This window comes from Arachidicoccus sp. BS20, from assembly GCF_001659705.1.
Classification (GTDB): Bacteria; Bacteroidota; Bacteroidia; order Chitinophagales; family Chitinophagaceae; genus Arachidicoccus.
Genome location: NZ_CP015971.1, coordinates 1,767,539 through 1,791,114, shown reverse-complemented (window position 1 = coordinate 1,791,114; position 23,576 = coordinate 1,767,539). Strand labels below are relative to the sequence as shown.

General features: G+C 40.8%; 13 protein-coding genes. 10 read left to right on the top strand and 3 right to left on the bottom strand.

Annotated features, from left to right (window positions below; genetic code table 11):
- Window positions 1-268 precede the first annotated feature (268 nt).
- Genes A9P82_RS08010 through A9P82_RS07995 form a run of 4 tightly spaced genes read left to right on the top strand, consistent with a single transcriptional unit; the run spans window position 269 to window position 5,187 of the window.
- Window positions 269-1,153: an IS982 family transposase gene (locus tag A9P82_RS08010; RefSeq protein ID WP_066206458.1), complete on the top strand. Its 885-nt coding sequence runs from the start codon at window positions 269-271 to the stop codon at window positions 1,151-1,153.
- Window positions 1,153-2,403 (top strand): Gldg family protein, encoded by a 1,251-nt coding sequence (locus tag A9P82_RS08005; RefSeq protein WP_066206455.1) that lies wholly within the window; start codon window positions 1,153-1,155, stop codon window positions 2,401-2,403. Before A9P82_RS08010 ends, A9P82_RS08005 begins: the two co-directional genes overlap by 1 nt.
- Window positions 2,404-2,434: 31 nt before the next feature.
- Window positions 2,435-3,790 (top strand): MutS-related protein, encoded by a 1,356-nt coding sequence (locus A9P82_RS08000; protein WP_231891124.1) that lies wholly within the window; start codon window positions 2,435-2,437, stop codon window positions 3,788-3,790.
- A 53-nt stretch (window positions 3,791-3,843) separates the two neighbouring features.
- Window positions 3,844-5,187: a MutS-related protein gene (locus tag A9P82_RS07995; protein ID WP_066206450.1), complete on the top strand. Its 1,344-nt coding sequence runs from the start codon at window positions 3,844-3,846 to the stop codon at window positions 5,185-5,187.
- Between the two features lie 243 nt (window positions 5,188-5,430).
- On the opposite strand, the gene A9P82_RS15415 is transcribed toward A9P82_RS07995, so the two are convergent.
- Entirely contained in the window at window positions 5,431-5,601 is a 171-nt protein-coding gene (locus A9P82_RS15415; RefSeq protein ID WP_156522629.1) for a lmo0937 family membrane protein, read from the bottom strand.
- A 259-nt stretch (window positions 5,602-5,860) separates the two neighbouring features.
- On the opposite strand from A9P82_RS15415, the gene A9P82_RS07990 reads away from it, so the two are divergent.
- Window positions 5,861-8,239, top strand: a complete 2,379-nt coding sequence (locus A9P82_RS07990) for an ATP-dependent helicase (protein WP_066206447.1) — start codon at window positions 5,861-5,863, stop codon at window positions 8,237-8,239.
- A 7-nt stretch (window positions 8,240-8,246) separates the two neighbouring features.
- Here A9P82_RS07990 and A9P82_RS07985 read toward each other — a convergent pair whose 3' ends face one another.
- Entirely contained in the window at window positions 8,247-10,406 is a 2,160-nt protein-coding gene (locus A9P82_RS07985; RefSeq protein ID WP_066206444.1) for a hypothetical protein, read from the bottom strand.
- 101 nt (window positions 10,407-10,507) lie between these two features.
- Window positions 10,508-13,423, bottom strand: a complete 2,916-nt coding sequence (locus tag A9P82_RS07980) for a triple tyrosine motif-containing protein (protein ID WP_066209731.1) — start codon at window positions 13,421-13,423, stop codon at window positions 10,508-10,510.
- Window positions 13,424-13,695: 272 nt separating this feature from the next.
- Here A9P82_RS07980 and bglX point away from each other — a divergent pair, with 272 nt between their 5' ends.
- The 5 genes from bglX (at window position 13,696) to A9P82_RS07955 (ending at window position 23,560) form a co-directional block, all read left to right on the top strand.
- Entirely contained in the window at window positions 13,696-15,984 is a 2,289-nt protein-coding gene (gene bglX / locus A9P82_RS07975) for a beta-glucosidase BglX (protein ID WP_066206442.1), read from the top strand.
- A gap of 85 nt (window positions 15,985-16,069) precedes the next feature.
- Window positions 16,070-19,300, top strand: a complete 3,231-nt coding sequence (locus A9P82_RS07970; protein ID WP_082915276.1) for a SusC/RagA family TonB-linked outer membrane protein — start codon at window positions 16,070-16,072, stop codon at window positions 19,298-19,300.
- 27 nt (window positions 19,301-19,327) lie between these two features.
- Window positions 19,328-20,887: a RagB/SusD family nutrient uptake outer membrane protein gene (locus A9P82_RS07965; protein ID WP_066206439.1), complete on the top strand. Its 1,560-nt coding sequence runs from the start codon at window positions 19,328-19,330 to the stop codon at window positions 20,885-20,887.
- A gap of 49 nt (window positions 20,888-20,936) precedes the next feature.
- Window positions 20,937-21,989, top strand: a complete 1,053-nt coding sequence (locus A9P82_RS07960; RefSeq protein ID WP_066206436.1) for a hypothetical protein — start codon at window positions 20,937-20,939, stop codon at window positions 21,987-21,989.
- 188 nt (window positions 21,990-22,177) lie between these two features.
- Window positions 22,178-23,560 carry a hypothetical protein gene (locus tag A9P82_RS07955; protein WP_066206433.1) on the top strand — a complete coding sequence of 461 codons (1,383 nt, stop codon included), beginning with the start codon at window positions 22,178-22,180 and terminating at the stop codon, window positions 23,558-23,560.
- The last annotated feature ends 16 nt before the right edge of the window (window positions 23,561-23,576 follow it).

Genomic DNA, 23,576 nt, shown 5'->3' with positions numbered 1-23,576 from the left:
GTTGCTGATAATGACATTATGTGTAGCCCTTTCCCAATATAAAAAAATCATGGAAAGCCCATTTATCTGTACACTATCAGCGGTCATTGTTGCTTCTAAATTTTTAATATAGTGTTTTAAATATCAATTTACTTTTATGAAATAAGAATTCAACCGACAAGTCCATTCGTGTAATTTTGAGTTAATCTAACTCGTGGTGCATTATAAAAAGAGTTGCTCATTAGACTAAATAGTCGTATATTGTATTGATTACCAGTCAGATACAATTATGAGCAACCTGAAGGCAAGTTACGAACTAATTCTATATGAATTACGCAAAATCACAGAAAGTGAAAATATGTATTACAAACCGATACAACCAAAACTGTCCGATATAGAGTTGATAAGTTTAGTCATTTGGGCGGAGTTTAAATCCATAGACTCTGAACGGCAGCTTTTTAGAGAAATAGACGACCTTGGCATTGCATCCAAGATAGAACGCAGCGTTTATAACAGAAGAAAACGGAAACTATTTCCCTGCATAGAAATGTTGAGAAAGAAAATGGCTATGCAATTTAATGAGTTTGAAAACTATTTTGTAGTGGACAGTATGCCATTGGAAGTCTGCAAAATGTCTCGTTCTTCCAGAAGTAAAATCTGTAAAGAAAATAGCTGTGCCTTTCCCGACAGAGGTTTCTGTGCTTCGCAGAACGTACCTTTTTACGGCTATAAATTGCACGCCGTGTGTTCTGTGAACGGTGTTTTCCAAAGTTTTGATATAACGCCCGCATCCGTTCACGACATTCATTATCTGCAAGATATTAAATCGCAAATGTCCGATTGCACTTTGCTTGCCGACAAAGGTTATCTCTCTCAAAGCATACAATTGGATTTGTTTAACGAAGTAAATATTGAATTGGAAGTGCCTAAAAGAATAAACCAGAAAGAGTATAAACCACAATTTTACCTTTTCAGAAAATGCCGCAAAAGAATCGAAACCTTATTTTCACAGCTATGCGACCAGTTTATGATTAGACGTAATTATGCAAAATCTTTTGAAGGTTTTAAAACAAGAATCCTCGCTAAAATAACAGCTCTCACCACTATTCAATATTTAAACAAATTCATCTTCAATAGAAATATCAACAACATTAAAATAAAACTCGCTTTATAATGCACCACGAGTATATTTATTATTACGACAGTACTTTTGATAAGAATTTCTATAAGTACAATCCCGGTAAGTCTATTAAGGAAATAGCGGAACGCTACGCCAAAGTGTTTAAGATGGATATAAAAGAATTTAAGACACCGGCGGAAATTCATAAAGAAATTAACCTCCGCCCGGAAGGCAACAGGTATGTAATGCAATTGAAATACAAAGGACGGACTACTTTTCTTCGTTTGTTCAATGATTTTATTGTTTATCCTTCTGAAACGGAAGTGTCGGCAGCTTTAAAGCGTCTAACCGTTCAATTGCCTAAGATTGATTTTCTTACGGGAGACCTTGAACGAAGCCCGCAAAAAATAGGCGACAGGGATTATGAAGTGCTGACCAGCGAAAAACCGTTCCGTTATGCATTCATTAATCAGGGATTTGATATAGATACGGTATCATTAAATAGTAATACAAATCTTTCTTCCGGCATCACTGCGCTTGTGATTGCCGACCCAAAGACCGCTTTTACCCCAACTGCATTTAATGAGTTACAATCATATATCAATAGTGGGGGCAATCTGATGATTATGGGAGAACCGGGCAAACAAGATATCTTAAATCCATTATTAAAAACGCTGGGTGTTCAGTTGCTGGACGGGCAACTGGTACAACAGAGTTCAGAATATGCACCGAACCTCGTGTTGCCATACCTTACGCAGAATGCGGCAGGCATTTCAAAGTCGTTACAACGTGTTTTTGAGGACAGCATCCGGGTTTCTATGTCAGGCGTTGCAGCCTTGTCTTATAGTGATACGAACGGATTCAAAGTAAGCCCGTTGCTGATGACGGATAGTTCCAGAAGCTGGCTGAAGAAAGGTAGTTTTGCGCTTGATTCCGCCGCGGTTACTTACAATCCTGAGCTAGGAGATGTAAAAGAAAGATTTCCAACAGTGATTGCCCTTACAAGAAATATTCGCGGGAAAGAGCAGCGTATCATCGTAACAGGCGATGCCGATATGATGAGCAATGCAGAATTAAGTCGAAATAACATACGAACGGCCAACTTTCAGTTGAGCACGGCATTGTTCGGCTGGTTCACATACGGTCAGTTTCCGATAGATACAACCAGGCCAAAATCGAAGGATAATCATTTAAACCTTTCTGATAAAGGAGTAGCTGTATTGAAGATTATTTTCCTTTGGGTATTGCCATGTATTTTACTCATCTTCGGTTCTATTTTATTGATTCGCCGGAAGCGTAAATAAAATTCTTTGTTTTTAAAAAAATAGGATACTGATGTTTTCTACAGATAATCAGACGTTAGTTGATTTAGGTATATTTGGAAAGGGCGGTGGTATTTTTGGTATGTATGACCGTTCTTTCACGCGTGGCGGTGGAGCGGTGCTGGAAGAATGGCTTCGTTATCCTTTGGATAATGCGGACAGCATCAACCGCCGCACGGGCATTATTCGGTACTTCGGGGCAGCGGGCACATCTTTTCCGTTTAACAGAGAGCTGTTCGATGGGGCGGAGCAGTACTTGTCGGAGCGTGACGAGCGCACGCGTCTGACGGCACAGCAGCAAAGCCTGGGGCAGAAGCTGTCCGGGTTGGTAGCGGCAGATACAGGCTATAAAACGATTGTTAAAGGCATCAGCTCGCTGACAAGGCTGCTGCAACAGCTGAACGCTTTTATACAGGGGGAAGCTGCCCTGCACAACAAGGATTATTCGGAAGAAAGAAAAAATATAGAAGCCCTCTTGTCGGAAGCAGCTTTTGTTCCGCTGTTATCGGAGAACACCCAAGGCAAGCTGCCGCAGGACAAGCTCGTTGCTTATGACAACATCCTGCGCTTCCGGCACTACAAGGAATCCAAAAGGCTGCTGCACTATATGTATTGTGTGGATGCTTACCTTTCCGTGGGTCAAACTGCCAAAGAACACGGGTGGAATTTTGCGGCAGCAAAATATGCAGAGGGCAATGCAACAAGCCTTCAGCTGAAAGACGTGAAACACCCTGCTGTAGCCAATGCCAAAGGCAACGATATCACGATAGACGAAGAGCATAATGTCGTCTTTCTCACAGGGGCGAACATGGCAGGCAAGAGCACGTTTATGAAAAGCGTGGGGATTGCTGTTTATCTGGCGCATTGCGGTTTCGCGGTAGCTGCAAAGGAAATGACGTTCACGCCGCTGGAAGGCATGTTCTCCACCATCAACCTGCCGGACAACCTCGGGATGGGCGCCAGCCATTTTTACGCAGAAGTACTGAGGGTAAAAAAAGTAGCACAGGAACTGCACGCCGGCAAAAGACTGTTCGTGTTGTTCGATGAACTGTTTAGGGGAACGAACGTGAAAGATGCCGGGGAAGCCACGGTAGCTGTAGTCGAAGGGTTCGCCAAAAAGACGGGCAGTTTGTTCATCATCTCCACGCATATCATTGAAGCCGGGGACATCTTACAACAACAAACGAATCATATCCAATACCAATACCTTCCCACGAAGATGGAGGGGCACAACCCCGTCTATACCTACAAGCTGGAAGAAGGCATCACGGCAGACCGCCACGGGATGGTCATCATCCGCAATGAAGGTATCATAGAGATGCTGGAAAAGAATGCCGCCGGGCAATTAACAATGGACAATCGACCGTAAACAATTATCCCTTATCCGCTTCAATTATTCATTACTCATTATTCATTTAGAAAATGTCTTTTATAACCGATAAGCAAACGACGGACGAGCTCAATCTTTTAGGCAGGTACCAGTCCGGTTCGGTGTATGCACTATTCAACCGGACACATACACCCGGCGGGGAACAATTGCTGGAAAAGCTGCTGAAAACGCCGCTGACGGACGAAGAGCAAATCAACCGGAGGGCAACCGTTTTCCGGTACTTTCAGCAAAGCGGCTACCGTTTTCCCTTAGAGCGGGAACAGGTAGAGCTGTTCTCCAACCGTTTAGACGGCGGCGGCAGTAAAACGACTGTCGGCAGTATGTTCTCCACGCTAAAGAGAAAGGCGTTATCGTCATTAGTGCATGACGAAGCGTACGGCTTACAGGCAAAAGGACTGACCGCAGCGGCAACGGTGCTGCAACTGCTATACGGTTTTCTCACAGAAGATATGAATATGCAGGACAATCCTTACGAAGAAAAGATAAGGGAAGTCCAAACCATTCTTACAGACAAAGACATCACGAAACTGCGGTTGCTTTCCGGGAAAAAAGGAGAAAAAGAAGGAGAAAAAAAAGAAGACCTCTCCGTAAAAGACACTGCTTATTTTGACCGGCTGCTGACGCACACAAAGCGGAAAGACATGGAAGTTGTTTTGCAGTTTATTTACGAGCTGGATGTCTTCATGGCGGTAGGGAGCGTAGCCGAAGATAGGAACTTTACGTATGCCGAAGCCAAACCAAAGGAAGGCAATGAACTAAAGGTAAAAGGGCTAAGGCATCCTGCATTAAAAAATGCTGTTGGAAACGACATAACCTTCAACCGGGAACACAACCTTCTTTTTCTCACGGGAGCGAACATGGCAGGCAAAAGTACGCTGATGAAAAGCATCGGCATAAACCTTTATCTGGCGCACTGCGGTTTTCCGGTAGCAGCGGACGAGATGTGTTTTACGGTAAAAGACGGCTTGTTCAGTTCGATAAATGTGCCTGACAACATCAGTCTGGGTTACAGTCATTTTTATGCGGAAGTATTGCGGGTAAAGCAGGCAGCGGAATTGGTATCCCAAAAGAAGAGCTTATTGGTAATGTTTGATGAGCTGTTCAAGGGTACGAATGTGAAGGATGCTTACGAAGGCACATTGGAAGTAACGAAAGCGTTTTCGAAATACCGGGATTGTTTATTCATCATTTCTACACACATCATCGAAGTAGGGGAAGCCCTACAAAACAACATGAATATTCAATTTGGTTACATGCCGACGGAGATGGAAGGCAGCACGCCGCGCTATCCGTACACATTAACCGAAGGTATCACGGAAGACCGTCAGGGTATGCTTATTATCCAAAATGAAGGAATCTTGGATATGTTGAAATAAAAGTAATTCAATGTTTTAAGATTTCATACACTTCCAATCATGAAGAAAATTAAATGTTGTGGAAGAACCATCTGTAATATTTATGTATGCAATCTTTCGCTTCATAAGAAGGAATCGAGTTGTATCGCTCGCAAAAAACTTGCCATGAGCGGACCTGGAAAGGTTTCACAAATTTTGCCGGCTCACGTGCATAGGTAAAATGCTTAATAGTTCAACAAAAAACAATTCATCACAATACTTCTATTAATCCAAAGGTTTCCTGCCTGAAATAATATTGTACAGAACTATAATTACCGCAATAACTAATAAGATGTGTATCAAATAGCTCGTACCGATGCCGACTATTACGCCTAAAATACCTAAGAGCCAAACGATAATGCAGATAACCGCAACTAACCATAGAATACTTCTCATAACATAAGGATTTAAAGTTATTAAATAAAAGAAGTCTCTTTCTAAAGAGCAATTTTCTTGCCATTCCGCAATTATTGATGTTCTGCATTGCTTTGATGAGTATATGTTGCTGACAAAAAATGATATTTCCTGTTGTGCAGCGCTTATAGTGGTACAAACCTTAAATCATAAATCAAAACAAATTTTTAAAGAAAAATAAATCTTACTTCTCAAAATCATCCCTCAATTTCCCTCTCGCTTTTTGTAACTTGCACGCCTTATGCAAGACTATTTAAAAGGACTGAACGAGCAACAATACGAAGCCGCCACGCACATCAACGGACCATTGATGATTGTCGCAGGAGCGGGTAGCGGCAAAACAAAAGTTTTAACTACACGCATTGCCCATTTGATGGCGCAGGGCGTGGATGCTTTCAATATTCTCGCGCTTACATTTACCAACAAAGCTGCGGCGGAAATGAAAGAGCGTATCGAAAAAATGTTGGGAAATCACGAAGCACGAAATTTATACATCGGTACGTTTCATAGTGTGTTTGCGCGCATTTTGCGTGGCGAAGCACATCGTTTGGGTTATCCGAACAGCTTTACAATTTACGATGGCGACGACAGTAAAAGCGTACTGAAAACCGTTATCAAAGAAATGGAACTGGACGAAAAACATTATAAGCCGAATATCGTTGCGAGCAGAATTTCCCAAGCAAAAAACTCATTAATCGGACCTTTGCAATACGCCGAAGATTATTACATTCAGCAGGAAGATATGCGCGCCAACCGTCCGGCGATTGCGAAAATTTACGAAGCTTACGCGAAGCGTTGCTTCAAAAACGGCGCAATGGATTTTGACGATTTATTGCTGAAAATGTATGAACTCCTGAACACGTTTCCCGAAGTGCTACACAAGTTTCAGCACAAGTTTAAATATGTATTGATTGATGAGTATCAGGACACAAATCCCGTGCAGTATCAAATTACGAAATTGCTGGCTGCGGCACACGAAAATATTTGCGTAGTGGGCGATGACGCGCAAAGCATTTACAGTTTTCGCGGGGCTACGATTGAAAATATTTTACAGTTCCAAAAAGATTATGACGATGTAAAAGTGGTAAAGCTGGAACAGAATTACCGCAGTACAAAAAGCATCTTGAATGTTGCGAACGCCGTGATTCAAAACAATAAAGGACAAATACCGAAAGCCTTGTGGACAGACAATTCCGACGGCGAAAAAATTTATCTCGTCCGCACAATGACTGACAATGATGAAGGTAAATTTGTCGCCTCAACCATTCAGGAACAAAAGCTTCGCAATCATTACAACAACAGCGATTTTTCTATTTTGTACAGAACCAATGCGCAAAGCCGCTCGTATGAAGAAAACCTGCGTCGAGCGGGTATTCCGTACAAAATTTACGGCGGCTTGAGCTTTTATCAACGAAAAGAAATCAAAGATTTTATTGCATACTTGCGCGTCATTGGCAACACGCGCGACGAGGAAGCGTTGAAAAGAATTATCAATTATCCTGTGCGCGGCATCGGCAAAACCACAATGGAAAAATTGCAAACCATTGCCAATGAAAGTAACATCACGCTTTGGGAAACGCTGGAACGCGCAGGCGAATTTGGCGCGAAAGGCGGCGGCTTGGAATCGATTAAAAACTTCGTTACCATGATTCGTTATTTTCAATCTTTATTAAAAGAAAAAAATGCCTTTGAAGTAGCAACGGAAATGGGCAAACATACAGGTTTGATAAAAGAATTGTTCAGCGATAAAACTACGGAAGGGTTGGCACGTTATGAGAACGTGCAGGAATTACTGAACTCTATTCGTGAGTGGGTTGATACGCAAGATTCGCTTTCGCAAATCGATGAAGACGGCATTTTGATTGATAATGTAAGTACCGAAGACACCAAGAACGCGCAATCGCTCGGCGTGTATTTGCAGCAAATTACTTTATTGACAGATGCCGATAAAGACGATGGGACAGGCGATGTTGTAAAACTGATGACGATACATGCAGCTAAAGGTTTGGAATTTCCTGTGGTGTTCGTTGGCGGGCTGGAAGAAACATTGTTTCCAAGCGGAATGAGCATCAATACGCGAGAGGAATTGGAAGAAGAACGCCGATTGTTTTATGTGGCTGTAACCCGTGCCAAATCAAAGCTCTGGCTCACGTATGCCAATACGCGCTATCGTTTTGGCAATCTTGTGCAGAACGACCCAAGCCGTTTTATAGATGAAATGCCCAAAGAATTAGTTGACAGGAAAAATGCAGGAGGCAGTGCTTATACGTCGAGCGGGTTGAACAATGGAAATGCTTTCGGCTTCCGCAATAACAGTGCAACCGAAGCGGAAAGAAGATACGGTCCGCCGCCGGTTCCTAAAACAAAAACTACATCTTCGTTGCCATCGCAGCCGCCTGTTGCACCAAGAGTAATTGAGCATAAACCGCAGGGCGAATTTGTCCCAAGCGATACAAGCGACTTAGCCGAAGGCGATAAAGTAGAACATCAAAAATTCGGTTTCGGAATAGTTGTAAAAATGGAAGGCGCCGCGCATAACAGAATTGCAACAGTTAATTTTAATTTGAACGGCGAAAAGAAAATTATGCTGAATTATGCAAAGCTGAAAATTATCAGGTAAAGCGCTTTTATTTTCTTGATAAAACTATTTCGGTCTCATTTTTATTCTCAGGTTTATCGACTATGAGTTGGAATAAATGTGTTGAATTATTGATTTGTAATGTTCCCTGGTTGGACTTGATATCGCTTTTGCAATAGCCTTGCAATACGACCTGTTTTTCGTTCGTTGCAAAAAGAACTTTTATTTTCAAATGCTTTCTTTTGGAAATGATAGATGCGATTCTCTTTTTGCCTGTTGCCGCAATTTTATTTTTATCGCCCAAAAACGCAATGCCCGATGAAGTTACCGGCGCGAAAATATAATAAGTATAATTTGACGAAGGAATTGAATCTGCAAATGTGGTTGTGCCGCTTGTGTGCATATCTGCAATCTTTCCTGTAAGCGGGTTATATACCACAATTTCTCCTTTCATGTGCACTTCGGAAGGAGAGACAGAAAATGTTCTAATGCTATTTCGCTTGTTGCAAAATGCAAATAGATAATTTGTTGTAATGTTTTGATGTTGTGTATAAGTATAAGCGAGCAGCGGCGTTTGCTGTTTTTTTGCCAATGCAATATAATCCTTATCCAAAGGAAGAATAGGAATATCGGGGCGAACCAACTGACCGTCTTCTCTGCACGCGAGAAAAATATTGTGCTTGTTTTCTTTGCCGATTGCATCGCCTGTTCCCACCGGACCGGACGATAACACAGAAAGTATCATATTGCCCAGTTCATTGCTTTTAAATACATCGCACCAAGGCATTGCACCTGTTTCGTAGGCAAGCTGTGATGTGAAAATAAAGGGATACCATTTGCCCGGATCAAAGCGGTCTTCACTGGTGCGTATGGTGGTAAGGTTATTGTATTTTAAACCTTGCAGAAAATAACGCGGCATTGCCATGCAGTATTGCAAATGTATGTCCAGCTTGTCTGCTTCGTTTGCCATGCCGTCGGTAAACAAATCGCCGACAGTTAAATCCGAAGCCATTTTAGGTGTTTTACTATAAATATAGTTTAACCAATCTTGTTCGTAGCAAACTACATTGGAAGCATGGATGTAGTTCATTATTTCTTTCCAATAATTTGTGTCGATTGCAGCAACGCCCGAAATCCTGAATCGTTGAATGTACGGGCTTGTAGCATCTATCCAACGGTTGTGCGTAGCCAGCGGTAAGCCAAGCTTTTGCTGAAAATCGGTTAAACCTTTCGGGAATAAAAAAGAATCTGTTTTATATTCCAGTAATCCGCCGTAGCGATTCCACGCACCGTAAGGAAGATTTTTGTTTTTGTGGTCGGCAATCGGTTGTCCGTCCGGGTCGTAAACAGATTTTTCATACCACCAACTGTCCAGTTGCATATAACCCAAAGGAATACCTTGCTGCTGATAGTATTTTTTTAGTTTCAGCAAAGTGTTTACATAGCCGATTGTTGTATCGTAATTGTAGTAATAGTCGGCGCCATTATCTGTCCAGTAGCCGAAATATTTTAAAAGAGAATCTTTATCATTATCCGGATATTTTCTGTGATACAAATTGCGCAGGGCAGTTCCCCAATTGTTCCAGCTTTTGCGGATGCCTGTATCTAATACCATAATAGTGGAATAACTAAATTCTTCGGGATATTGCTGTATTTCTTCGTTGAGTCCGCTTGCAATTTTATGAACACCGTCGCCTTTCATTTTGGCAACGATGAAATGCGATGCGGGAGAAATTATGCAAGCCCGGTTGGCATCGTCAAATAACAACCATGGAGTGGATGTGTGATTCAACAAAAAATTAGGCGCAGCAAAAACATCATCGTGATAGCTGAAATGATGCAATGAAGCAGGAAATGAATTGAAGTTCGGAAATTCTGGCAACGGAGCATTAGTGCCTTTTGGCAAAGTCAATGTAAAAATCACAACAGGCGATTGTTTGTAACGGCGGATTGTTCCTGCATAAAGACCATTATTCCATGTAAATTTATAGCTTTCATAAACGCCGACTTCGTCGCGACTTGTTGTTGTCTGGAGTTGCTGCAGTGCTTGTCCGACAGTTCCCGAAAATGTCCAATGTAATTTTTTTGAACTAATAGTATAGTTTCCCGAAGAAGCATCGACCCGAACTTCAACGTTGGCTTCGCGTTGCGCCATGCCGCGGGAAAATATAAACAGTAAACAACTTACTAAAAGCAATCCGTGTCTCATTATCGGAAAATTAAATTTGGAGAAATCAAAATCGCTCTAAGTTAAGAAATTGAAGTAAAAACCCGGCTGTAAAATTTGTGGGATAAAAACATTTACATCCATCACTTCGTTTCTACCAGAAAATCGTACAGGTTTACATTTGAGTCTGTAATGCTTAATTTTTTGCGCAGCCTGTACCGTGCAATCTCTACGCTTTTCAACGAAATATTTAGTAATTGCGCTATTTCTTTGGATGATAAATTCATTTTGAGATACGCACATATTCTTAAGTCGGCTTGTGTAAGATTGGGATATGCGTGTTTTAAATTTTGTAAAAAGTTGTTGTGGACATCATCGAAATGCACGGCAAACTGTTCCCAGTCATTGTCCTGCTTTTCTGCTTCGTTTAGCATTTTTATCAGCTTCATCAGCTCGCTCGACCTTTCTTTTGGCGGAATATCTTTTACGGAATCTACCAGTTCTTCTTTTATTTTGGAAAGTAATTTCCCTCGTTTGAACAGGTGCATGGTCGTAAGCGCAAGTTCTTTGTTTTTGTATGTTACCTCGTTTTCCAGTTTTTCTTTTTGCAGTTGAATAATTTCCCGTTCATTATGTTCCAGTTCCAGCTGATGCAGATATTGCAGTTGCTTTTGTTCTTCTTCATATTTGAGGCGCTGCTTGTCGAATTTGCGGGACTGATATTTTCCAAGTAATAAGACAAATACCACTGTCGCTGCGATGTATAACAAATAAGCAAGTATGGTTTGATACCAGTGCGGACTGATGATAAAAGTATATTCCTGTTCTTTCGATTCGTTGTTGAAATTGTCTTTTGCTTTTACCCGGAAAATGTATTTTCCATAAGGGAGATTGGTATAATCTTTTTCGCTTCGCGCATTCCATGTACTCCAGTTTCTGTCAAAGCCTTCGAGTAGAAAACTGTATTGCACGTTGTTATGCAAAGTATATTCCGGCGAAGTAAATTCAACATGAATGGAGCTGAACGATGCAGGCAATGTTGCGATATTGTTTTTTTGTTGTGTTTCATAAATACTGTCTCCGGTAGAAAAGTAGCCGTTGAATAATAAAGAATCTTTTTTGCCAATAGCAATAATTTTGTTGAATACAAGTCCCATGCCGTCGTGATGCTGCCGGTACTTTTCAAAATTGATATGAATCATTCCGTTGGAAGAACCTACGAAAATGTTTTGCTGGTTTAACGGGTAAACATATTCAAATCCTGCAATCAGTTTTCCTGTAACTTCCGGGAAATAGCGGATATGTCCGTCTTTCAGCGCAACGCCCAGCTTTTTTTTCGACACAAACCAAATATTGCCGCTATCGTCTTCCGTTACACTTCTTAGCGGCATATTGCCAAATATGTTTTGGTATTGTTTGTCTTTTACAAAATTATCGTATTGTGCATCATAGCGGTATAAGCCGCTGTCTGTACAAAAAACGATTTGCCGGTTTATCGAATAAACATAATTGTTCAGACTGTTTGGTAAGCCGTTTTTTTGTGTATATAATTTGGTTGAAATGACGGTATCCATACTGCTGTTCATGGATATTTTGTAAATGCCGTGATACGGATGCGCGCTCCACACAACATGATGAAGAGAATCTATTTCCAGAAAACGGAACGATTCGTTGATGCTGTTTTTCACTTGTCCTGAATCTGAAACCTGTTCGTTTATGTTGGTCAAACGATTCAGTCCAAAATAAGTTCCCGTTAAAAGATTATTTTCATGAGTGTTAGCTGAAGGCAGGTTTTTGAATAACCACGCGCCGGTTCCTTTGAAAATCGGAATTGCTTTATTGTTTTTGATGGTAAAAGCGCCATCGGTATGGCCCATCAGTAATTGATGCTTCGTATTGAAGAGGCTCCAAACCTGCCCGCCGGAATTTTCTACTCTTGAAAAATTCCCGTCCGAAAAACTCAGGTCTTCGTTTTCGGGCAGTGTGAGCGGAGAAGAATACAATCCGTCCGACGTGCCGATGTAAATTTTATGGTCGAAAATGCAAGCGGTGTAACAAGCGGCAGGCGCGCCGTCAACAGGCAATATTTTTTGTATGGCAGAGTTGATGCTTACTTTATTAATGCCTTTGTCTAATCCGAGCCATAAATTTTTGTCCTTGTCCAGAAACATGCTCAGGATATTGTTGTTCTGCAAACCGAGATTGTGCGACAGGTGTCGAGTCGTTTTTCCTTGATTATCAATAAAATAAACGCCGCCGGAAGTAGTTCCCAAAGCATATTCGTTGCTGTTTATTTTACAGGTTGTGTAAATATGGTCGCCGATAATTTTACTATCGACCGGCAGAGAAGATAATTGTCCTTTTTCGGAAAAAACGAAAGCGCCGTTTTTCAAGGTAGCGACAAGCAGATTGCCTGTGTTCATGGGCAAAACGCCGGTAATAATAGTATTGAGAACGGCGCGTGTTAACAATATCCATTGACCGTTGCGGTATTCGAGTAAACCGGCGCTTTGGTCTTGCGCATATATTTTCCCGTTCACATCCGCCATGTACAGCCAATGTGTAGATGATTTGAAAACTTCTGTTTTTTTATCCGGTCTGATATGAAAAATTTCATTTGCGCAGCGGATAAAAATATCTTTTCCTATTATCGAAATATTCCATACATCTCCGAAAGTTTGGTCTTCCGCGGGAAATAAATTGGTAAGAGAATGATAGGCGAGGTCGCCTTTTTTATCGGGAAAAAAATAACCAAACTCGTCCTGCCCGCCTACGTAAATTTTCCCGTCATTATCTATTTTTACGGAACGGATAAGCGTTTTGTTTGGCAAGGGATATATTTTCCATTCTTTTCCGTTGTAAGTTACCAGCCCGTCGGCATTGCCTAAATACATAATGCCAAACTTATCTTGTCCCATCATCCACGTTTGCGCACCTGCATTAAAATCTTCATTATCATAATAAATAATGTCCGGAGCGCCAATGATGTTTTGCCCAAACAATCTGAAGGGCAGCACGACCATCAAAAAAAGAAAATATAAAAAAACGTGAGGCTTCATAATTTTTTTGTGAATGCTTCCTGGGATTCCTATTTTATATGTTAAAGCTATAAAATAATTTCTCAAAATCGAAAATAAAATAACAATTGTTAATTGTTTGGTTATAAATAATTGATTATCAATTATAATATTTTAATTTGTAGTGGTAATGTAGTGCTTGTTAATTTGGATTAGGATAAATATTTCCGAAACTTTGCCTATCGTTTTAACAAACAATCTTTTGTAAGTGCTTCCGTTCGGCAAATAACGAACATTTAATTTTTAGTCATAAAATGAAAAAATCAATCGTAAAAATTTTTAGTATAGCTATTATTATTTTTTTGCACAACCCTCTGTTATTTGCGCAGCAGGAAAAAGAATTTATTGACAATCTTATGTCAAAAATGACTTTGGATGAGAAGATAGGACAATTAAATTTATCGGTTGTTTCCGGCGGGGCTGTTACGGGAAATGAAATCAGTAAAGATATTAATCAAAGAATTTCTTCCGGGGAAATGGGCGGTTTGTTTGGCATTTGGGATGTGAACCGGATAAAAAAACTACAGGACATCGCTGTGAAAAATTCCCGTTTACATATTCCGTTGATTTTCGGACTGGATGTCATTCACGGACACAAAACTATTTTCCCCGTTCCATTGGCACTTTCTGCAAGTTGGGATACTGCGCTGGTAAGACAGGTTGCAAGAATTGCTGCTATTGAGGCGTCTGCCGATGGCGTTAACTGGGTGTTCTCTCCAATGGTAGATATTTCCCGCGATGCCCGTTGGGGGCGCGTGGTTGAAGGCAGCGGCGAGGACCCTTTTCTCGGTTCTCAAATGGCGAAGGCAATGGTTGAGGGTTATCAGCAAAATTTCGGTTCGGACAATACTGTGATGGCATGTGTAAAACATTTTGCATTGTACGGTGCGGTTGTCGCGGGACGGGAATATAATAGCGTAGATATGAGTCCGCAACAAATGTATCAATATTATTTTCCTCCATACAAAGCCGCCGTGGATGCGGGCGTCGGCAGCGTGATGACTTCGTTCAACGATTTAAACGGGCTTCCTTCTTCTGCAAATAAATGGTTGCTGACGGATGTGCTACGCAAACAATGGAATTTTAAAGGGTTTACCGTGAGTGACTATTCTGCAGTAGGCGAACTGATGAATCACGGTCTCGGCGACGAGAAAACCATTTCGGCGCTTGCTATAAATGCAGGTACAAATATGGAAATGGTGGGCGAACATTATTTACATACTTTGAAACAATTAATAGGCGAAGGAAAAGTGTCCGAACAGACCGTTGATGATGCTTGCCGCGTTATACTGGAAGCCAAATATAAGCTGGGATTATTTCAAAATCCTTATTTATTCATCAATCCCGAAAGACCTGCTAAAGAGATTCTTACACAGGCAAACAAAAATTTCGCAAGAAAAGCGGCGGAACATTCTTTTGTCTTACTCAAAAACAACCAACAAACCTTGCCTTTACAAACCAAAGGTACAATTGCTGTTATTGGTCCGCTGGCAGATTCAAAAGAAAATATGCTGGGTGCATGGAATGTTGCAGGCGAAACTGCCGATGCCGTTTCTGTTTTAGACGGAATTAAAAGTCTGGTCGGAAGTAATGTAAATATCATTTATCAAAAAGGCGCAAACATTACGGACGATGCGCTGTTGAAAAAGAGGGTAAATGTTTTTAAAAACGAAATCTCTACCGACAAAAGAACGCCCGAGCAAATGATTGCGGATGCCGTAAAAGCAGCACAGCAATCCGATGTAATTGTTGCTGTTGTAGGCGAAGCAGCAGATATGACCGGCGAATCTGCAAGCCGTACGCACATCAATATTCCTGCAAGTCAGGAAAAATTATTAAAAGCGTTGAAGCAGACGGGTAAGCCGCTGGTAGCCGTTTTGTTCAACGGAAGACCGCTCACACTCAATTGGGAAAATGATAATTGCGATGCGATTCTTGATGTTTGGTTCGGCGGCACGGAAGCCGGAAATGCCGTTGCTGATGTGTTGTTCGGAAAATATAATCCTTCGGGTAAAATTACCATGTCGTTTCCGAAAGATGTAGGACAAGTGCCTATTTATTACAACCGAAAAAATACGGGAAGATATTATGACGAAATAAAAGACGGAGCAGGCACAAAATATAAATCCGATTATCTCGATGTGTCAAACGAGCCGCTGTATCCGTTCGGTTTTGGTTTGAGTTATACAACTTTTTCTTACGGAAAAATCAGGCTTTCCAATGCAAAACCTTCCGGCAATGAAACCGTGAAAGCGACGGTAACCATTACCAACACGGGAAAATTTGCAGGCGAAGAAACGGCACAACTTTACATTACCGACCCGGTTGCAAGAGTTACGCGCAGCGTGGAAGATTTGAAAGGCTTCCAAAAAGTTTTTCTCCAGCCGGGAGAAAGCAGAGATGTGACGTTCAACATTACGCCAAACGATTTGAAGTATTATGATTATGATTTAAAATACGATTGGGACGCAGGAGAATTTATCGTTCGCATCGGCAGTAATTCTCGCGATACACAATCAGCAGCTATTGATTGGAGCAAATAATTTATAAATATATCTTATTTGAACACACAGCTTTTAAGCATAAATATTTTGTAACAAACATTTTTCAAAATCCAAATTTGATAACATGCAAAAAATGAAACACACGATGTCGGTTATTCCGATTTTAGTTTTACTACTAATGTTTGTTCTTTTGTCGGGATGGGCAAAAGCGCGAATATTCAAATTCAATTATGTTGATAATTTTCAACAGCCTGTAACCGGACGAGTTGTTGACAGTTCCGGACAAGGACTCGGCGGCGTTTCTGTCCAAATAAAAGGAACAACAAAAGGTACATTAACAACAGATGACGGTAAATTTTCAATTGACGCTCAAACAGGCGATGTGCTGGTTATTTCATATACCGGCTATACTTCAAAAGAGATTACGGTAAGCGGCGCTACGCTGTCGGATATTCAATTACAAGCAGTAACAACCGAACTGAATGATATTGTAGTAATCGGTTACGGAACACAAAAGAAAAGTCTGGTAACGGGCGCTATTGCTCAGGTAACTGCGAAAGATATTGCCAATAAGCAGATTACCCGTTTTGATGATGCCTTGCGTGGGCAGGCAGCCGGCGTTATGGTAACACAAAGTTCCGGTGCTCCCGGCTCGGCACCAACTATCAGAATTAGAGGTACAACTACTATTAACAACAGCGACCCTCTCTATGTTGTGGACGGTGTTGTAATGAACGGGGGAATTGATTATCTGAATCCTAACGACATCGCTTCTATGGAAGTGTTAAAAGATGCCGCTTCGGGTGCTATTTATGGAAGCCGGGCTTCAAATGGAGTTGTTATTATTACTACGAAGAAAGGTGCTTTAAATGCTCCTATGCGTATTAATTACAGTGGGCAAATAGGTTGGCAACGTCCCATTACAAAAGTAAAAATGGCTAATGCTACGCAATATGCAGAGCTGAGAAATGAAGCTGCTATCAATGATGGTAATCCGGTTCCTTATCCTTCGCCTTCAATTTATGGTAGTGGTACTAATTGGCAGGATGAAATATTCAGCAATAATGCACTCTATCAGAATCATGATATCAATGTGAGTGGCGGTACTGAGAAATCCACCTATTTTCTGTCAGCGGGATATAGAGGAACGCAAGGTATCATTGCGCCGTCCATTGCTTATGATAAGCAATTCTCTCTTACTACTAATACCAGTTTTAAATTGAGTAAGTATGTACAAATTGGCGAAAACCTAAGTTATACTTATCAGAAAAATAATACCGGCTTGAATACTAATTCTGAATTTGGCGGTCCTTTAAGCGCAGCTTTAAATTTAGACCCCATTACACCGGTGTATGTGGATTCGGAGTTTGTTGCAGCAAATCCCGGAACGTACCCGACAAGGGTTATTCCTTATTTGGTAAAGGCGCCTAATGGAATGTATTATTCAATATCGCCCAATGTACAACAGGAAATGACCAATCCTTTGGCTTATATACAAACGCAGCGGGGTAATTATGGCTGGTCTAATAATTTTGTGGGGAATGCTTATATCAATGTCAATCCTATTGATGGCTTGAATTTGCGTTCACAAATCAATGTGAAAGGCGGATTCTGGGGTTCAGAATCCACTTCGTATATGCCCTATTATTATCTTAATACAACCAATGACAGAACGCCGCCCGGCGCTCAAAACTCGCAGTATCGCGATGCAGAACATAATTTAACTTGGAACTGGGATAATACTGCTTCATATAGCAAACAAATAGGCTTACATAACTTCGATGTTATGGTAGGAAGTAGCGCCACCAAGCAAACGGGCGAAGGCGTTAATGCTACACATTATGGAGAGCCGGTTAGCAATTATGAGGATGCATCATTCGGGTGGGATTTGCCCGATTCTTTAAAAGTTGGAAATGGCTATGAAAATCAGGTTTATACTTTAGAGTCATATTTTGGTCGTGTAAGTTACAATTATGACGAAAAGTATTTGTTCATGGGTATTATACGACGCGATGCTTCTTCAAAATTTGGTTCTAACAATCGGTGGGCTACTTTTCCTTCTGCACAGTTTGGTTGGGTTGCAACACGTGAAAAATTCTTCCCTAAAAATACACCGATAGACAATTTGAAAATCCGTGTATCTTATGGTAAGGTGGGCAATGAAATGTCATTGTCTCCATTCCAATACGTATCACTCATTCAAGGTGGTGGACTTAGAAACTATATTTTTGGGAACGATGGTCTTACAATCGGTTATGGACCTACCTCTCCGTCAAATCCTGATTTGAAATGGGAAAGTACTTCATCGTTTGATGCGGGCTTCGATGCCGTATTGCTGCATAATTTTACGGTAACCTTTGACTATTATAACAAAAAAACTACGGGGATGCTGCAAACAGTACAAATACCCGGCTTCGCAGGGTATTTGGGACAACCTTGGTCAAACGTAGGAGATATGAGCAACAAAGGTGTTGAACTGGAGCTGGGCTATCGAAAAAACTTTGGGCAGGATTTTCGTTTAAATGTAAGCGGCAATATTTCTTATAATAAAAATACAGTAACCTATTTGGGCGATGGTAAAGAATATTTGGATGGCGGTGCCACATGGCAGGCAAGTTTGTATCCTTTGACTCGTACGGCTGTCGGGCAACCAATAGGTGCGTTTTATGGGTTTAAAGAATTGGGCACTTTTAAATCACAAGCTGAAATTAATTCTTACGGTTATACCGATGCCGGCGGTACTTTTCAGCTTTATCAACCAAATGCCAAACCAGGCGATTTGAAATGGTGGAAAAATCCGAATAATCCGGACGGCGGAAAAGGTGTTATTAATAGTGATGACAGAACTTTTCTTGGCGACCCTAATCCGCATTGGATATACGGGTTTAATATTAATTTCTCATGGAAGAACTGGGATTTGCTCGCATTCGGACAAGGAGTTTGGGGCAATAAAATATTTCAGGCTTACCGCCGCAGAGATGTGGGTGTAGGCGGACCAACAGGCGGTGCAAACTATCAAATTGAAGCACTGGATGCGTGGACGGAATTGAATCCTAACAGTAATTACCCGCGCTTGACAGATGCTGACCCTAATAATAATTTTAGTAATCCATCCAGCTTTTATTTACAAAATGGTGCGTATTTCAGACTGAAAACTTTACAGTTGGGATACACTTTGCCGCAGTCATGGTTAAGCACTATAAAATTTCAGACGGTTCGGGTATTTGCAAGTGTTAGTAATGTTTTCACGCTTACCAAATATACGGGCTATGATCCGGAAATCAGCGGAGGAGTGGATAAAGGGCTTTATCCGCAGGCAAGAACATTCATTCTTGGTTTAAACGTAGGATTGTAAAAAAATAATTATATAAAATAGAAGATTATGAAACGAAATAAGATATCACTGGGCATCTTGATATTGATGGGTGCTTTAACCATAAATTCATGTTCCAAGTCTTTTCTGGAACCTGAACCAAAAGGAGAGACCTTGGAAAGTAATTATTATTCAAGTCCCGACCAGGCATTTGCTGGTTTGGTAGCTGCCTATGGTCCTATGGGTATTACTTACCATGACGGCTATTGTTCTCCTGAGGGACTTGCAAATGCGGCTTCGGACGAATGTTATTCCGGCGGAGCGAGTACAAATGATCAAGTAACATGGACTGCCATGAACGATATGAGTACACTAACCCCGGCTCTCATGCCTAATGGCTTATGGGATGTAGCTTTTCAGGGAGTTACCGCCAGCAATTTGTTGCTTTCAAAATTAGACGGCGTGCCGGGATTGGACGAAGCTACCAAAGCCCGTTATGTGGCAGAAGCTAAATTTTTGCGTGCTTATTATTATTTCCGTCTGGTACGTTGGTTTGGCAATGTGCCTTTGTTTACAACAGCCGCATCTTTAGACGAAGTGTATGCAGCAAAACAAGCGGCTCCGGCGGATGTATATACACAAATTGAGAAAGATTTGAATGATGCCATTCCTGACTTGCCTGTTACAGTTGATGCTTCGGATAATGGTCGCGCTACGCAAGGTGCCGGAAAAGCATTGCTGGGTAAAGTATATTTATATGATAAAAAATATACCGAAGCGGCTAATATGTTGAAAGATGTAAATGGAACACCGGGTGGTACCAGTCAATATGGATATCATTTAATGGCTAACTATGGCGATATTTTTACCCAGAAGTTTAACTCGGAAGCTATTTTGGAAATTCAACATTCAAACAGTCAAAAGTTTGGCGACTGGAGTGGAAATACCCTCACGGGAAATATGTATGCCGTTATGTGCGGTCCCAGAAATTACAGCTTTAAAAGCGCTCCGGCCCCCACGATAGTAACAGGTTGGGGATTTACACCCATTTCATACGATTTGTATGATGCTATGGTAACAAACGGAAAATATGACCCGCGCTATAAATATACCATTTACAATATAGATAGTTTTGCCAATGCCGGATTGTGTGCTTATTCCGCTACTCCATTTACATTAGGCTTTCCTTATACCGGGTACAACGTGGTAAAATATGCTCCCTTGCAGCAATATCTTGGTACAGGCGGCGACCCTTATTTAAACTATGGTGTTGATTATATTGAAATTCGTTTAGCAGACACTTATCTTATGGAAGCAGAAGCGCTGGTACAGGGCGGCGGCGATAAAAGCCGCGCTCAAGCCTTATTAGATGCAGTTCGTGCAAGAGTAGGATTATCTTCTGTGCCCATTACAATGGATGCTATTAAAAATGAACGTCATCTGGAACTGGCAACAGAAGGTCATCGTTTTTTTGACCTGGTTCGTTGGGGCGATGCAGATAAAGTATTGAACAATATGGAAAAAGGATTCTCTAAACATTTTACGGCAGGCAAAAATGAGATTTTACCTATTCCATTATCCGAATTCCCCAATACGCAAATGGTACAAAATCCGGGTTATAACCACTAAACTAATTTTATACGGTATCTCTAAAATTTTTTATTAAAAAGATATTATTATGAAAAATATTATAAAATCTGTCATTGCAGGAGGGCTGGCTATTGGCGCATTAAATTCGTGCTCAAAAAGTGAACCGACTTTAAATACTTCTGCGCCAGCGGCAAGTTTCACCTACAATATGCTGACACCGACAAGCGACTCGGCGGCTCAAAATCTTGAGTTGATTAACACCAGCACAAATTCAATGACCGGATATTGGAATGTTACAGACAACGAAGGCAAGTCTATTGGCACCTATACCGGTGATACTGTAAAACTTGCTATTGTATTTGCAGGTACTTACAATGTGAAAATGGCAGCTGCTGGTCCCGGCGGATTGTCCGATACTGTTCAGCAAACAGTAACCATAGACAAAGACAATCCGTTCGCAGTAGGCCCTACCACGTTATTAGGCATTTTAACCGGTTCCGGTATAGGCAAAACGCAAAGAGCATGGGTGCCTACCAGAGTTACTGCTACCGTTACATTGTTTGACAGTTATGCTGATGTATTAAGCGCAATGGATGCCGGCGGTGGCGGGGCATGGTATTATTTCGGGCAGTATGGCGAATTAGCTACTGACGGAACCGGTCGTGATGCATACTTTGATGATACAACTACTTTTGTATTTAACAAAGCAGGCAATCTCGCTTATAACGATGGTAATACCATATATGTAGACGGGAACGGTTCTCCATGGACGAGGGCTTTGAACCCGGCTTTAGGTGCAGGAAATTATAACTCCGCTACTTTTGCCGCTAATTATCCCGCAGATAAGGCTTGGACTTCGGGTAATTTTACTTATACAGTTGCTCCTGCTCCGGCAGGCGCTATGGGATTGGGAACAGTTACCGTAAATGGAATTGGCGCCCATTTAGGATTACCCGATAAATCCAATACTGTTGAGCAGGTAACGCCTACATTACCGTCTGTTACTTATGATGTGTTGAGAGTATCACTGAATCAAACTGATGCAGGTGGAACTTATGATGAAATTATCTTCGGAGTAGATGTAGCAGACGTAGGTGCTACTGGTAATTGGTGGGGATTCAAGTATAAATCTTATCGTTAGAGGTTAAAAACTAAAAGCTGTTTTTCTTATTGGGCGGTGTTTTCATCGTCCAATAAGAAATTATAAAATTGTACAAGCTATTGATATTGTATTTATTACAATTTATCACTATATTATTTGTGAGGACTTACACAAAGCAACCCATAAGAATCCGTTTGTATTATTAATTTTAATTTAAAATAAAAACTATGAAAAAAGTTAATTTTAAAAGGCTTACAGATAAAGTATTTATTTATAGCCTTTTGCTATCTGTTTTTCTTATTTCTTCTTGTAAAAAGGTTGTTGATGATAAGAATAATATGGTTGATGATGAGAATAATACAATTAACCCTGTTGTAAATACAATCAGCTCTGCGATACCCAAAGGATATGTTATGACTCCATCGGGAATTTTAATGAAAGCCGAAAATGTCCATCTTATAAAACAGGGATATCGCTTATTAATTAAGGGCGGTCATGCTTATAGAGTAGAAACAAAAACATCAGCAATTGTGGAAGATATTGGGAATATCTCGTCTGATACATCTCTAAGTGTTAATTCAACAAATAATAATCTGACTGCTCCCAGTGGTTCAGTTGATGGCGATAATTGGGTTACTTATTCACAGGCACAATTTACATCTCCTATAACGTACTTTGCTACAAATTGGACTGTGCCAGCTAACCCTACTAATAATCCGGGGGATGTAAATCACTTATTCTATTTATGGAATGGAATAAGCCCGTCTCCCACATCAGCGCCACTTATTCAGCCTGTTTTACAGTGGGGCAGCAATAATGTGTGGGGTGGTGCATATTGGACTATAGCAAATTGGTGTATATTGTCTAATAGTTCTGCAGCTTATAGTTCTCCAATAACAGTTCCTGTAGGAACTAATTTACAAGGTGTAATAAATCGCACAGGAGTTGCGTCTGATGGGTCAAATAATTACACTTGTGGATTTACTAATTATCCGAACATAACATTAAATATAGTAGAAGGAAATACCTCTAATGGAGGTCAATATCCTTATATCCCTAATATAATGGATGCTTATGAGGTCTTGGAAGACCCTAATCAGATTACTTCTACTACCCAATATCCAAATCAGTCTGTCTTGCAGATGAATAATATTTCATTAACTACCGAATCTAATACTCCTTCAACTATAAATTGGACACCAATATCATCATCTGGTGCAACATTGGGAGAATGTACTCAAATAATAAATAATAGTGCTTTAGGACAGGGAGAAGTAGGTATTCATTTCTATTCCACTACATCATCCACTCCTGACCCTTCAATTGACGGGAAAAGCTCGATTGTACTTGGTAGAGATGTTAGCCCAGCTGGAAGTTGGATTATAAAAGCACAGGATGGTCACTTAGTAAATGTTTCTGTAACATGTGTGGGTTCTGATAGTTACAATTTCAATATTAGCGGTGCTACTTTTACAGATGGTACCACATATATCCAAGGGACATCAACTTTAGCGAAATCATTTTATATGACCCAGGGAGCAACTGTACAGATTTATGGTAGTGCACAACTGAGCAGTAACTCAGTTGTTGTTATAGGAGTAACTTATTAGACATCTGATTAAATTT

Excerpts from the sequence above, each read along its gene's own strand:
- A9P82_RS08000 (WP_231891124.1), top strand. The coding sequence starts at position 2,435 with ATGTTTTCTACAGATAATCAGACGTTAGTTGATTTAGGTATATTTGGA.
- A9P82_RS07960 (WP_066206436.1), top strand. The coding sequence starts at position 20,937 with ATGAAAAATATTATAAAATCTGTCATTGCAGGAGGGCTGGCTATTGGC.
- A9P82_RS07995 (WP_066206450.1), top strand. The coding sequence starts at position 3,844 with ATGTCTTTTATAACCGATAAGCAAACGACGGACGAGCTCAATCTTTTA.
- A9P82_RS07955 (WP_066206433.1), top strand. The coding sequence starts at position 22,178 with ATGAAAAAAGTTAATTTTAAAAGGCTTACAGATAAAGTATTTATTTAT.
- A9P82_RS07965 (WP_066206439.1), top strand. The coding sequence starts at position 19,328 with ATGAAACGAAATAAGATATCACTGGGCATCTTGATATTGATGGGTGCT.
- A9P82_RS07970 (WP_082915276.1), top strand. The coding sequence starts at position 16,070 with ATGCAAAAAATGAAACACACGATGTCGGTTATTCCGATTTTAGTTTTA.
- A9P82_RS08010 (WP_066206458.1), top strand. The coding sequence starts at position 269 with ATGAGCAACCTGAAGGCAAGTTACGAACTAATTCTATATGAATTACGC.
- A9P82_RS07980 (WP_066209731.1), bottom strand. The coding sequence starts at position 13,423 with ATGAAGCCTCACGTTTTTTTATATTTTCTTTTTTTGATGGTCGTGCTG.
- A9P82_RS08005 (WP_066206455.1), top strand. The coding sequence starts at position 1,153 with ATGCACCACGAGTATATTTATTATTACGACAGTACTTTTGATAAGAAT.
- A9P82_RS07990 (WP_066206447.1), top strand. The coding sequence starts at position 5,861 with ATGCAAGACTATTTAAAAGGACTGAACGAGCAACAATACGAAGCCGCC.
- A9P82_RS15415 (WP_156522629.1), bottom strand. The coding sequence starts at position 5,601 with ATGAGAAGTATTCTATGGTTAGTTGCGGTTATCTGCATTATCGTTTGG.
- A9P82_RS07985 (WP_066206444.1), bottom strand. The coding sequence starts at position 10,406 with ATGAGACACGGATTGCTTTTAGTAAGTTGTTTACTGTTTATATTTTCC.
- bglX (WP_066206442.1), top strand. The coding sequence starts at position 13,696 with ATGAAAAAATCAATCGTAAAAATTTTTAGTATAGCTATTATTATTTTT.